At 41.5% G+C, this 14,120-nt stretch carries 7 protein-coding genes and 1 CRISPR repeat array; all 7 genes read right to left on the minus strand.

Annotation, left to right across the window (positions count from 1 at the left end; all coding sequences use genetic code 11):
• Positions 1–100: 100 nt before the first annotated feature.
• A CRISPR array of direct repeats spans positions 101–5,563; the repeat unit is 32 nt; unit sequence ATTTCAATCCACGCACTCACGAAGAGTGCGAC.
• 168 nt (positions 5,564–5,731) lie between these two features.
• The gene (gene cas2, locus AB1L08_RS18900) at positions 5,732–6,022 is read right to left on the minus strand and encodes a CRISPR-associated endonuclease Cas2 (protein WP_413066192.1); all 291 of its coding nucleotides are present in this window, start codon (positions 6,020–6,022) and stop codon (positions 5,732–5,734) included.
• Between the two features lie 9 nt (positions 6,023–6,031).
• On the minus strand, positions 6,032–7,063 hold the full coding sequence (cas1c, locus tag AB1L08_RS18905) for a type I-C CRISPR-associated endonuclease Cas1c (RefSeq protein WP_413066193.1): 1,032 nt from the start codon (positions 7,061–7,063) through the stop codon (positions 6,032–6,034).
• On the minus strand, positions 7,060–7,719 hold the full coding sequence (cas4, locus tag AB1L08_RS18910; RefSeq protein WP_413066194.1) for a CRISPR-associated protein Cas4: 660 nt from the start codon (positions 7,717–7,719) through the stop codon (positions 7,060–7,062). The genes cas1c and cas4 overlap by 4 nt, the downstream gene beginning before the upstream one ends.
• Positions 7,709–8,569 (minus strand): type I-C CRISPR-associated protein Cas7/Csd2, encoded by an 861-nt coding sequence (cas7c, locus tag AB1L08_RS18915; protein WP_413066195.1) that lies wholly within the window; start codon positions 8,567–8,569, stop codon positions 7,709–7,711. The genes cas4 and cas7c overlap by 11 nt, the downstream gene beginning before the upstream one ends.
• A complete protein-coding gene (gene cas8c / locus AB1L08_RS18920) occupies positions 8,550–10,490 on the minus strand; it encodes a type I-C CRISPR-associated protein Cas8c/Csd1 (protein ID WP_413066196.1) in 1,941 nt (646 codons plus the stop codon). The genes cas7c and cas8c overlap by 20 nt, the downstream gene beginning before the upstream one ends.
• 4 nt (positions 10,491–10,494) lie before the next feature.
• Positions 10,495–11,208, minus strand: a complete 714-nt coding sequence (cas5c, locus tag AB1L08_RS18925) for a type I-C CRISPR-associated protein Cas5c (RefSeq protein WP_413066197.1) — start codon at positions 11,206–11,208, stop codon at positions 10,495–10,497.
• 203 nt (positions 11,209–11,411) lie between these two features.
• Positions 11,412–13,844 carry a CRISPR-associated helicase Cas3' gene (gene cas3 / locus AB1L08_RS18930; RefSeq protein ID WP_413066198.1) on the minus strand — a complete coding sequence of 811 codons (2,433 nt, stop codon included), beginning with the start codon at positions 13,842–13,844 and terminating at the stop codon, positions 11,412–11,414.
• Between the last annotated feature and the right edge of the window lie 276 nt (positions 13,845–14,120).

Raw genomic sequence — 14,120 nt, forward strand, 5'->3', positions numbered from 1 at the left:
TTCATTCGACGGCTATTTTTATTTCAGAAACTGCGAGTGGCAAACTATTGATCAAAATAAAGGTTGTTCAGTAAGCCCTATTTACGAAACATCAACAGGTATTTCAATCCACGCACTCACGAAGAGTGCGACGGAGATGTCCCCCAAAAACAACGACAAAAGAATATTATTTCAATCCACGCACTCACGAAGAGTGCGACATGCGCTCGCTAGGCGTATTGTATTCGATATGTCTATTTCAATCCACGCACTCACGAAGAGTGCGACAAGTGCTACGTCGCAAAAATCGTTGGAACTCATCCATTTCAATCCACGCACTCACGAAGAGTGCGACCATCGCTGAAAAAGTGATGGGGTGGGATACAGAGATTTCAATCCACGCACTCACGAAGAGTGCGACGGCAAATTCCGCAATCTCGTCATACGTCATTTCGTATTTCAATCCACGCACTCACGAAGAGTGCGACGTCGATTGTTATTACGTTATTCTTTTTATCCAGGATTTCAATCCACGCACTCACGAAGAGTGCGACGTTGAAAAGACGGACTTGGCGCGCGAGCTTGGCATTTCAATCCACGCACTCACGAAGAGTGCGACAAACCTTCGAATAGGTTAGCCTTAGTCATCGCAAATTTCAATCCACGCACTCACGAAGAGTGCGACGCTAGATGGCGAGGTCTTAGGAGAGACCGAAAATATTTCAATCCACGCACTCACGAAGAGTGCGACACGTGCGGTTGATGAAGGCGGATTACGGGGATATATTTCAATCCACGCACTCACGAAGAGTGCGACGTGATTTCGGCCACAGCATCTGTGACCTTTTCTTCGGATTTCAATCCACGCACTCACGAAGAGTGCGACAGCCTCGAAGTTACTCGCGGAGCTGCGCGTACTGACATTTCAATCCACGCACTCACGAAGAGTGCGACAAACCGGAACGGCTGTACGCACCGTCAAGCGCATATTTCAATCCACGCACTCACGAAGAGTGCGACGTGTATTTCGTCATTTTTCCGTTGTATATCAACATTTCAATCCACGCACTCACGAAGAGTGCGACAGTCCGGCGGTGGCGGATGGTACATTTTCCCCACTATTTCAATCCACGCACTCACGAAGAGTGCGACGGGACAAAAGGGCGAATCGGGCCCAGGAAGGGAGATTTCAATCCACGCACTCACGAAGAGTGCGACCCACCTATGGGACGATGACGAAAAGGTTTGGGATTTCAATCCACGCACTCACGAAGAGTGCGACTCCATGAGGATTTTCTCCACGCTGTCGTTTTGGTATTTCAATCCACGCACTCACGAAGAGTGCGACCCTTTGCGCTTTCGCGGACTTCGCCATTTTCATCATTTCAATCCACGCACTCACGAAGAGTGCGACTTGTTCGAGCAGGGCGCTATCCGGCGGATTAAACGATTTCAATCCACGCACTCACGAAGAGTGCGACATTCGCAATACGTTTTACAGACACGCAGTCAGAGATTTCAATCCACGCACTCACGAAGAGTGCGACGAGTACGTATCTTCGAATCTATACACCGTTTATGATTTCAATCCACGCACTCACGAAGAGTGCGACTTTATACTCCGATTAGCTTAGAACGCCTAGAATCATTTCAATCCACGCACTCACGAAGAGTGCGACGGAAACGTACGAAGAAGCCGAGGACTATCTTATCATTTCAATCCACGCACTCACGAAGAGTGCGACTGTTTGAGTGGGTGCGTAGAAATACTCGCTGGGTTATTTCAATCCACGCACTCACGAAGAGTGCGACGTTATTTCGAGGACGCGAACGGGGAAATTATTGCATTTCAATCCACGCACTCACGAAGAGTGCGACGCTTGTCACGCATCCATTTCTCGCCTTCTCCCCATATTTCAATCCACGCACTCACGAAGAGTGCGACATTTATTTCATTATGAGGACATCACCAAAACAAATATTTCAATCCACGCACTCACGAAGAGTGCGACCTAAACGCTGGGTTCCCAATCAGGATTACCGATATTTCAATCCACGCACTCACGAAGAGTGCGACAATATGCTTGGTTGACCTATCCGGCGTTTTTTGAATTTCAATCCACGCACTCACGAAGAGTGCGACTTAAAAAGGCTATCAACACCATGTTCGAAGCTGTTATTTCAATCCACGCACTCACGAAGAGTGCGACAATATGTATAGGGATATTGTCTGATAACTGGAAAATTTCAATCCACGCACTCACGAAGAGTGCGACCACCAAGTGTATGGGATGGATTACGTTATTCCCAATTTCAATCCACGCACTCACGAAGAGTGCGACTTTCTGCTGCCGAAGAAGGGACCCATATACTTATAATTTCAATCCACGCACTCACGAAGAGTGCGACCCTTTTCGCACCCAAAGCACGTAATTTTTTCAAATTTCAATCCACGCACTCACGAAGAGTGCGACTTCTGTGCACCTCTTTGTTGTCGGATTTTTTCTGGATTTCAATCCACGCACTCACGAAGAGTGCGACACATCTTTGTAGTGGACTAGGCGCCTTAATTCTATTTCAATCCACGCACTCACGAAGAGTGCGACATCATCTCCCATATTTAATAAACATTTTCGGGCTATTTCAATCCACGCACTCACGAAGAGTGCGACTTTGATAACTTTTCAACTGCTTTTACTTGGTGTGATTTCAATCCACGCACTCACGAAGAGTGCGACATAGGCAAAAACGATAGGAGGAATTACAGAGTTATTTCAATCCACGCACTCACGAAGAGTGCGACAAGTACTCGTCCGAATCTATGTCAGTATTTCCGGAATTTCAATCCACGCACTCACGAAGAGTGCGACTCGTAGCGACAATCCCTTTGCTTTCCGTTGGTCGCATTTCAATCCACGCACTCACGAAGAGTGCGACAAAGATCAGATAATATGGGAGCCTGCTTGTGGAATTTCAATCCACGCACTCACGAAGAGTGCGACACAAGCTAACGCGAATACAAACGTCGAACAGATGGGCATTTCAATCCACGCACTCACGAAGAGTGCGACATTTCGAACAGCAGCATACAGGCGGAATTTTACTATTTCAATCCACGCACTCACGAAGAGTGCGACAGATTTAGCCAAGTTGGAAATATTATACATCGACATTTCAATCCACGCACTCACGAAGAGTGCGACGTGATCAAGCGTCAACACCTCCCCGCGATTGCATATTTCAATCCACGCACTCACGAAGAGTGCGACGTTAAATGTATTTGTCACGATATTTAATCGTTAATTCATTTCAATCCACGCACTCACGAAGAGTGCGACTAAATATCATGTTGGTCATGACGGTAGTTGTTAAAATTTCAATCCACGCACTCACGAAGAGTGCGACGGCTCGTACCGAGTTCCCTCCGTCCAACTATCGACATTTCAATCCACGCACTCACGAAGAGTGCGACAAATGCCTTATTAAAGTAATTGACAGTCTCTACTATTTCAATCCACGCACTCACGAAGAGTGCGACGCTTACGCCTGGGCCATCCACCGCGCTCGTAGAAATTTCAATCCACGCACTCACGAAGAGTGCGACTTTGCGGCGTGGCTATTCGGCGTAATGTGCTTCGATTTCAATCCACGCACTCACGAAGAGTGCGACCCGCACTCCATTTTAAGTGGCGGCCGGTCCAGCATATTTCAATCCACGCACTCACGAAGAGTGCGACTGCAGGGGAAGGGGTAACAGCCCAATACGGATTGATTTCAATCCACGCACTCACGAAGAGTGCGACCTGTTCAGCCATCGCCACGGCTACGGCTGCCACATATTTCAATCCACGCACTCACGAAGAGTGCGACCTATGCTTGTGACAATGTTTCTCCCGGCGTTATAATTTCAATCCACGCACTCACGAAGAGTGCGACGGCTGTACCTTTCATTACTCCGATTACAGTTGCATTTCAATCCACGCACTCACGAAGAGTGCGACCCCAGTCATCATATTTCGTGCTCCAGTAGCGTTTATTTCAATCCACGCACTCACGAAGAGTGCGACAAGCGAAATCAACAAAGGTTTCCACTTCCTCGGTTATTTCAATCCACGCACTCACGAAGAGTGCGACAATATGCTTTGGTCTAATTTGATCCAGTCGTAAATTTCAATCCACGCACTCACGAAGAGTGCGACGTTTTTATATCCTCGATATTTAGTAATGCTCTGCATTTCAATCCACGCACTCACGAAGAGTGCGACGTTTTCCCGAGTGGCCACGATCCAGCCCACAAATCCATTTCAATCCACGCACTCACGAAGAGTGCGACTGATTCGCCCTTTTGTCCCTCTATCTAGAGCAAATTTCAATCCACGCACTCACGAAGAGTGCGACGCTTTTTATCCATCTTTGGTAAAGACAATATCTTCATTTCAATCCACGCACTCACGAAGAGTGCGACGCATGCAAAGTTCTTCCCTCATAAGTAGTTCCTATTTCAATCCACGCACTCACGAAGAGTGCGACCTGCTCTGTACCACGTTTAGCTTGTTCTGCGCTTATTTCAATCCACGCACTCACGAAGAGTGCGACAAGGCCTGCGGGGCAGAGTGGAGGGGTGTGGCTTATTTCAATCCACGCACTCACGAAGAGTGCGACCGCTGTCAATCCGAAATAAGCGAGTATTGGCGTATTTCAATCCACGCACTCACGAAGAGTGCGACCGATTGGTGGCGAGTTGAGTTTCGAGACTAAACCATTTCAATCCACGCACTCACGAAGAGTGCGACGAATAGCTTGGGCGGTCTTATCGGAGGCAGTTTATTTCAATCCACGCACTCACGAAGAGTGCGACATACAACCGCAGTTGAGTATGGGACAATTTTGCATTTCAATCCACGCACTCACGAAGAGTGCGACCGGTATGTAATCTTCGGAATTGACCACTCGTCGAATTTCAATCCACGCACTCACGAAGAGTGCGACGTGATTCGCATAAGGTATTCGATCATCATCGGACGAATTTCAATCCACGCACTCACGAAGAGTGCGACATACCTTCTTTACTTTTTAACAGGGGGATCAATATTTCAATCCACGCACTCACGAAGAGTGCGACATTAATGTTTATCCCTATGTTAAGTAGCCTTTTTATTTCAATCCACGCACTCACGAAGAGTGCGACTTTAACGAAGATACGCTTTATTTACGCGCGATGATTTCAATCCACGCACTCACGAAGAGTGCGACCCTTCTTCGAAACCTTCTCCGTAAGATTTAATGCATTTCAATCCACGCACTCACGAAGAGTGCGACAATTTATAACGGCATCAAATACGAAAGTCGAAGCATTTCAATCCACGCACTCACGAAGAGTGCGACACAGAACGCCCGCAAGCTGATCCGTGCCTTTGATATTTCAATCCACGCACTCACGAAGAGTGCGACGTATCGCCTTAATCGAAGCGCGGACCGACAAACTCATTTCAATCCACGCACTCACGAAGAGTGCGACAAACAAAGGGAAATTAGATATTTATAAATTAATTATTTCAATCCACGCACTCACGAAGAGTGCGACAGCGATTTTATCCAACAAAAGGTAAATAATATGTGTTTTTTGTAAAAAAATCGTTATCCCCCGGTTTTATCCAGAGTTTTTAGTATTAAACCATGCCAAATTCATTCAAAAAACAAACATTTTTAGGTGCGAATACATTAATAATTTTATGTTTGCTTTGCATTCGCACTAAAGAATGAGCGGGCCCTCAAGATCAATTGATTCCTTTATGCCAATGTGAGTTACTTTGGATTTATAGTTATTTCCCAGTTGATAAAAACGCAAACTATCCTTTGATTCATCAATAATTTCGGATAGTTCTATTTTGAGAGAAGTAAATTGTGTTGCATCAACGATACACTCAAAGACGGAGTTTTGAACTCTTTGCCCATAGTTTTGGCATACTTTTGCTACTTTTCTTAGACGTTTTTGTCCTGCGTTTGTTTCAGTGTTAACATCATAAGTTATTAACACTAACATCTTGTATACCTACTTCCACAAGAATGGTGGATATTCATCCAAATCACCTCGCAGATATCTTGCGAGCAAAATGCTTTGCGCGTGCGGAACTAATCCCCATTGGATTTTCTCTTTTAAATAAGGATGTGTGATTTTTTCTTGTTTCTTACTTTGCCATGCAGCCAAGAATTTCTTTCGAGCTTCGTCCGTCATTAGCACTGACCCATTTTCTTTTTTTATAAAATCTTTATTGTTAACAACCCTTTTATTTATCAGTGTTAATACAAATTTATCAGCATAGATTCCACGCAGTTCTTCCATGACATCTAGCGCCAGTGACACTCTGCCAGGACGGTCGCGATGCAAAAATCCGACATACGCATCTAGCCCGACACCTTCTAATGCAGCAGCCACGTCAGTAGCCAACAATGTATATGCCAAAGAAAGCATTGCATTCACGTTATCCATTGGAGGGCGGCGAGAGCGAGAATAGAAATAAAAATCTTCTTTTTGCTGTAATATCATTACATTAAGCAACTTATTATAGCTTATTGCAGCTTGACCTTCCAATCCTCTTAGCCTTTCCAAGTCTTCACATTTTCTAATTTCTTGCATTAAAGTAGATAAATGAGCGGAAACTTCTTTAAACTTTGCTACATCAATACGCAAAGGATAATCTCTTGTCATCCTCTCAATCATCCACTTTTGATTAAATACTTTGCCTAAAATAAAATTACGGGCAATTCGCACACATTCCTGATCATCTTCTGATAACCGATACTGTGTTTTTCTTAGAATAACATTTCCTTTGCTTTTTCCCATTACCCTGGCACGAAAACGCCCACTGGATGATAAAAAAACGATAGATATATTTCGTTCGGCACAAAAAGCCATTAAAGCCGGACTGGCACCTGTATAACCGAAAGATATAATTGACTCCAAATTATGTAGGGGAATACGCTTTACTGGCTCATCTTTCTGCTTAATTACGATATTCTCCCCATCCAAAGACAGATACATATCAGGTTTCGTGACAAATAATGTATTTAGTAATTTTTTCATTCGTCAATCATCCCTTCAATGTAACTCCTTACCGACCGTTTCCTCATCATATACGGCAAGCAAATATGCTGAAGGGAACAACTTTTGCAAAAATTCCCCGTCTTTACTTTCGGGGTAAAATTCCGGGAAAAATAATCAAACATCTCTGCTACAATTCTTTTAACTTTTTCCTTATTTTCAGATGTTAAAGCCACCTCCACGCGGTGCTTTATTTCATTGTAAAAAATATATCCCGTACTTACATTACAAAGAAGCATTTCCTCTAAACAAAGCGCTTGGGCTGCTAGTTGCATTACATCAGACTCATCAGTTTTGGGCTTGCCCCTTTTATATTCTACAGGGTAGGGACAGTACTTCCCTACCTCTCCTGCCAATTCAACTCCCGTATCATCGCGGACAAATTCAACAACATCGCAAACACCAGTGATTTTTAATTGATTTGACTTTACCGGCATTGCACGAACAACAAGCTTGTCACCGCGTTTTTCCCGAATAAAGGGCTGATTTGCCTTTGAATGAAGATGCTGTCCTTCGATTGTTCGAACATTTTCCTCCCACTGCTGTTCAATATGAATGAGAGCCCATTGGCGCCTGCAAAAAAGAAAGTGCTGGATCCCCGACAGCATTAAAAATTGATCTTCATCATTATAGGCCATCGATAACCTCTGCTTTTAATCCTTCCAATTCATGTACAATGATCTCATAATCTCCAACTTTCTTAGGTTCTTCTGCAAGCTTTTTTATTTCAAGAAGTCTATGCACCTTAGCAGAAGAATATTGACCCAGTTTTGAATTATGCTCCCACCAGCAAACCTTTACTACTTCCATACTGCCATCGGGCCGGGCAGATGATGCATCATTTTCGAATAAAGTGATTAATGCATTTTTTAGTTTAAGTGCATCTTCATTGGAGAAACCAGTTTTTTCAGCTAGCTGCGTATTTATACTTCCATAAAACTTATATAGCCCAAAATCGACACGATGTTTCATTCCCATCGTATCGGAGCCTTTTTTATCACCAGGTTCCGAGTTTACACTTTTTGTAATTTGCATACTAGTAATATCTATTGGGTCAATGCTTGTTGCAGTATGAATGGATACCGGACCGCGTACACCTACTGAAACCCCTTTATTTCCACTTCCTTTAAAAGCAAACACCTGTCCGAAACTTCGAACATCAAACCATGCTTTGCATGCAGCTTCTGCATATAATTCAGTGGCATTTTTCTTTGCCTTTAACGCCACGGCTAAATCTTCGTTCGCTTCTGCCCTCTCTTTTAAACTATTAAATTGATCTACCTTCCTATCATTGGATTGAACGAAAATAGACTCTCCCATATCAAGCAAGCGATTACGTATTTTACGCTTTAAAGCCACATCGGAAACTTCACCAAGTCCATCATAATTCTGTCTTGGGCGATTACCGTTTAGTGGATCTCCGTTTGGATTTGCTTTTGATACAGAAAATACAACAGCAAAATCAATCTTATGGTCTAACGTCGGCATCTTTCATTTCCTCCTCATTTTGTACTTCTTTTACACTGAAATTTTTATCTTTCTTTTGATATAACTCGTATCTTTGACTGGAGAAACCTAATAAATATCTTCCGGAAAGAGGACGGTTGTTAAAATCCTCTATTTTCATTTTTGTCAACACTTCATCTATTAACCGATTGTAATATTCGACTTTTTTTCCTAAGCGAGCTTGATATGGTTGCAAAGCTCCTTGAATAATTCTCCATGTCCTTTCAGGGTGCTGGGCAAATGAGTTCATATATCTTCTTGCATTTGTAGCACGCTGATCATTTTTGTCTAAAGCATTCCGTTCAAGTACATCAGCGATTGCAAGCAGACGGCCGAATAAATAATCGCGGTCATCAGTCTCTTTATTTAAAGCCACTCCGTACCCCTCCTTTTTATTAATCAGTGCGCATGCAATGCTAAGTGTTTTTTCCCATTCCCATGTATCCATAGCTACCGGATTTGAGGCACGATGAAAAACACTTCTTACGATGTCTAAAGGAATTGGCTGGCCATCGACAATACAAGGTATCATCCTGGCCATTAAGCCCTTAACGATTTTATCGCTTGTATTTGGCCCATATGCAGCAAAGGCAATGTCTCTTGGTGCAGGTGCTCCAAAAAAAGGGTTATATTTTCCGGCCCGGTTTTTTCTGTAGCGATGTTCCCATACACATGTTGTGTGCCAGCTTTTTAGCTTATCTAAATAAACTGACTTGTCCAAACTCCGGTAATAAAGAACAGCCATCCTTCCTGTTGTTGCGGAATCCAGCACTAGTATTTGTACATTTGAATGGGCCGTTAAGTCAGCATTGTAACCGGATATGGCTTTTGATACCTGCTCAGCATAATAATCAAAAGTATAAGCTGTTTCATCTTCATTTTCTGTTTCAGGAGCTGTTTCATCTTGACCAAAAACTGAAAAGCTATCTTCCAAAACATCCGGCAATTCCACTTTATCATTTCCCCAAACAAGAAATACTCTGCCATCGACAATCTTCGCCTGTTTATTAATGAGCCATTTTAAGGCGTTATGAGCCTTTTGCGAAACGTCATAACTGATACTGGCTACTTGAGTGGCTTCTTTGAATCTTCCCCGAAAAGTAAAGCCACTCGTATCGTTTGCTGAAATAAGTTTCGCCTTGTCCCCTGCATTGCGAATCTTGTTTGCATGCCTTTCAGTACTTGGCAGCTTTTTTCCCGTTACATAACATACATCTTCATTACCAAGCATGTCATTATAAAAATGAATAAATGACTGGTACATATCGGGATCTTGCCAAACTTTTTTTGTGATTTTATTAGGGTCGTATATATTGAATCTAATAAAGGCGCCTTCTTGAGCTCCGGAAATAACTGAAAAAATAAGTGGCTTTTCACCAATGTATTCCTCATTCTTTTTTTCCCACTTTTCAATTAACTTTCCATTGGAATCGAGCCACAAAATTTTTTGTGCAACCAGATCTTTAATCAACTGTCTTTTTTTCAAATAAGAATAAATGCTTTTTACTTTATCCGTTGCAAAGGGTGATTCCGCCCAATCCTTTAGCTGATTGATATAAACAGAAAACGGTTCTTCCTTGTTGATTTTCCCTCCATATTCAATGTAGTCTCCTGCCACATAGCTGAGTTTGTCATGCAAAGGATATGGAGCCACTTTTGAACCGGCACGGCTTGCTGATTCCTCTGTACTCGGAATTACAGTAACGGCATTGTTTTTATCTGTTATTACCTCAGCTGAATGGAAGTGTCCGCTGGGTGTCACTGATACTTCAATGTGTGCCGTTTGTGTAGTATGGGAAACAGGCAATAATGTATATTCCTGTCCATTCGGCTTTAATTTGATGACGCCAACTTCATTTATATTCGCTTCATATGTTTCGTACAAATTGAGAAGCCAACTCATTTTGTCACCTCCCATCCTCTAGATGTTGTAAAAGAACATCTGCAGCTTCCACATTTGTTGAGTCAAATGCTTTAGGCTCCATATCAAATAGTTCTCTTACATTGGTACATTCCTCCGGCCGGATAAACTTGATATATCCGTTTTTCATAACAGGATTCCATAAGCGGACTTCCAGTTTATTTTTACCTGTTTCATCCGGATAGTTGAAACCGTGCACCATTGTTCCAAGATACATGTCCCCTTGATTATCGTAAAAACCTTCACCTTCGCCAAAGCGACAGGGTTCTACATAACCTTGGCATTCCCTGGTGCCGAGAAAGATATCTCTTCTGCCACCAGCTTTCAATGAGCGCTTTAATATGTTGTGATGTTTGTGCTCGTTTCGGTCATAGGCCAAGTCTGGACGGTGGGGGTTAAATACGAAATGGGCCTTTACTTGGTAGCAAACATCTCTTAAGTATGTATAATGCGCCAGCGTATTTCCTCCCCCATATTCAATCGGCCGGATCCCTTTTGATTCCATTTTGATTTGATTCATTACACGAATTTCATCGATGATATACATAATTGTTGGCTTCCAGTAAATACTTTCTAATATTCCCTTTACAGCCTGATAACTAGGCACACTATACGTCATCTTTTCACCGCCCAGCTTTGTGAGCGGATCGGTAAATAGTGCATAGGAGCCAAAAACTTTAAACTCCACCGAGTTACGCATATTCTCACCTCCTATCACAATAACCTTTCACTTACATAGTAACTTTTTCCAAGGGGAAAGTCAATAATTATATATTATACGAATAAAAAATATTCATTTTTCCTATGTTATAATTTTGGTTAAAGTTTTTGTCGCTATTTATTAGCGTGGATTGAAATGTATATTATATGATTATAAAAGCCTATCCGATATTGGATAGGTTTTTATATTAGTTCTAATGAAAAACCGCTTTCACCTTCTATGTCTATACCGTATTCTTCACTATATGCCCCTTCAGTTAGCATGAGCATTTTTCCGTCAAAAGCCGCTTTGATATTGCCGTTTTTTATAAGTTGATCTTTTTCGTATGTATATATGTTAACTGTATACTGCTGCGCTTTCTTAAAACAACTTCCCAAACTCTCAAGTGTCTGGCTGCCATTGAGGTCCGCAATCACTTCTTTGCCGCCTTTGTAGGGAACAATTACAGATGTAGTGGGCTGATCAATTACTTGAAAATGCTCCGCTGCACTCCCGTAACTATTAACGAGAAATAGTGGTACTCCATTTTTCTTTCGCAGTGTATAGGCTATACAATATGCGTTATCCTTTCTTTTTTGCATGAGCAGATCGGTCATATTTTGGCCCAACTTTTTTACATAGTAATTTAAATTCGTGGAGAACTCCGAATAAAACTCCTGAAAATAACGGGTCATAGCTTCCTGTGAAAGCAGATGGCCTCCATGACTGTTGGGGTCAATTTTTAGATCTTGCAATATTTTTTTGGTGATTTCTTTTCCTTTTTTTATTTCTGGGAGTTTATTTAAATTCTCCTCAACATGATTTATGACAAATACTTTCTGAATTCCCATCTTTCCGTGGCGATTGCATCGACCTGCGGCCTGAGCGATAGAATCCAAACCTGCCAAGGAACGAATGACACATTGAAAGCTGATATCAACACCTGCTTCTATTAGCTGAGTGCTGACACAAATGACTTTTTCTTTTTTAGTTAAATGCTGTTTGACTTCATCCAAAATATCTTTTCGGTGTGCCGCACACATTGAAGTGCTTAAATGATAAACAGGAATATTATTTAGTTTTGCGATCAATTTTTCGTATAAATCCTTCACAACTGCCTTTGTGTTCAAAATGACCAAAATGCTACTATTTATTTTAATAGTTTTTACAATAAAGTTGACCAACTTTTCATTTGTAAAAATTTTATTTGTCGCCAAATCTACAATTTCAACTCGTTTAAACGCCTCTATAACTTCATTAAGGTTATGAATCATCTCAGCATCAGCATCAATTTCCAATTTGTTTTCGACAAAATCTAGTGCCGGCTGAGTGGCTGTACAAAGAATCAAGCTGCTTTTTCCATATGATTTTAAAAAGTTGAGTGCACTATTGAATAATGATACACAAGCAGTCGGCACTTTTTGTACTTCATCAAAAATAATCACCGATTCACTTAAATTATGGAGCCTGCGAATATTACGGCTTCCTTTTGCATAAAACGTATTCAGAAATTGAACCATCGTTGTAAAAATAATGGGAGCATCCCAGTTGTCCTTTGCCAGTTTCAATTTTTCTTTTATACTCATTATGCCGTCATGATTTTCGTCATTGTCATTTTCTTCTTCATCCATAACAACATTTGAATGGTGTTCGAGTATATTGGCTTCATCTTGTAATATGTTTCTGATTTCTTCAGCATTTTGTTCGATAATGGTTGTATAAGGTACTACATAAATAATGTGCTTTTTATCATATAACTGCGCATGTTTCAGCGCGTACCTCAAACTGGCAAGCGTTTTGCCGCCTCCCGTGGGAATGGATAATGTATAAATACCCGAAGGCCTTTCGGCAAAGCTGTCACATTGGTCTGACATTTCTTTGCGGAGAATATTGATGGGAGAATCAGCATCTCCTCGATTTTGTAAAAAATGAATGTGCTCCATTAACCTACTATAATATTTCTCAAATAGAAATTTGTGATTTTTTGGAGGTTGATACGGTTTATCTTCTTCAAACAATCTAGTATTCGTGCGATCTGCATCAATAAGTGCGCTAAAAATGAATTTCGTTAAAAACATGCATTTTTGTTCAGTTGTTTTTGTTCGATCCTTTATAAGGAAAGACTTTAACTCTTCAGCGGCCTTTTTGACATAGTCTGCAAAATCTTTTTCCGAAATGACATTTTGGAAAAATCTATCTTTTGCCTGTTCAAATTCGGATAAATCTTCTTTAGTGACTCTCTTCAAGTAAGGGGATTCCAGGTTTTCATTCAGATAGTCTTTTAAATATGAATGATGTGAGATAATTGCATTCCCAACAATTTCAGCTAACCTGCCAGGAAATTCCTCAATTTTTCCCGAATGGTACTGATTATATAAAAGCTTTCCGCCTGCAGTGGAATGATCTACCGTTCCCCGTGCCGGAGCCTCATCGGGATTATGTACAGCCACTTGTATGTAATTACAAAATTCCTCAGTAAATTTCCCCATGTCATGAAGCATTCCCGCTAAACCGGCAATATGTTTTACACCTATCTTTTCGCCAAATTTTTCCGCTAGTTCTTTAACTTCAAGTAAATGTTCCTCCACCGTTTGAATGCAACCGTCGCTTTTACGAATATGTGCTATAAAGCTCATATGAACCTCCCAAACAAGAACTTTAGTAAACCGAAGATTTTTATAGGCTGTTTGTCCTATTTCTGAAAGCAATACAATTTTCCTAATTTTACATCACAAAGAAAATTTGGTCAATATGGATTAGCTTCAACACGAAAAAATATAGTCGCATAATAAATAACCGACCTTTTTATGGATTCATTTTCATAAAAAAACAGGGGTATGAGTAAAATGTTTGTGGGCGAATAGTTGTTCCTCTCATTTGAGGCCTAAGTGGGGTTTGCTCTTACGAAATGA

The organism is Siminovitchia jepli, assembly GCF_047228825.1.
Lineage (GTDB): Bacteria > Bacillota > Bacilli > Bacillales > Bacillaceae_C > Siminovitchia.

Excerpts from the sequence above, each read along its gene's own strand:
- cas3 (WP_413066198.1), bottom strand. The coding sequence starts at position 13,844 with ATGAGCTTTATAGCACATATTCGTAAAAGCGACGGTTGCATTCAAACG.
- cas7c (WP_413066195.1), bottom strand. The coding sequence starts at position 8,569 with ATGCCGACGTTAGACCATAAGATTGATTTTGCTGTTGTATTTTCTGTA.
- cas5c (WP_413066197.1), bottom strand. The coding sequence starts at position 11,208 with ATGCGTAACTCGGTGGAGTTTAAAGTTTTTGGCTCCTATGCACTATTT.
- cas4 (WP_413066194.1), bottom strand. The coding sequence starts at position 7,719 with ATGGCCTATAATGATGAAGATCAATTTTTAATGCTGTCGGGGATCCAG.
- cas1c (WP_413066193.1), bottom strand. The coding sequence starts at position 7,063 with ATGAAAAAATTACTAAATACATTATTTGTCACGAAACCTGATATGTAT.
- cas8c (WP_413066196.1), bottom strand. The coding sequence starts at position 10,490 with ATGAGTTGGCTTCTCAATTTGTACGAAACATATGAAGCGAATATAAAT.
- cas2 (WP_413066192.1), bottom strand. The coding sequence starts at position 6,022 with ATGTTAGTGTTAATAACTTATGATGTTAACACTGAAACAAACGCAGGA.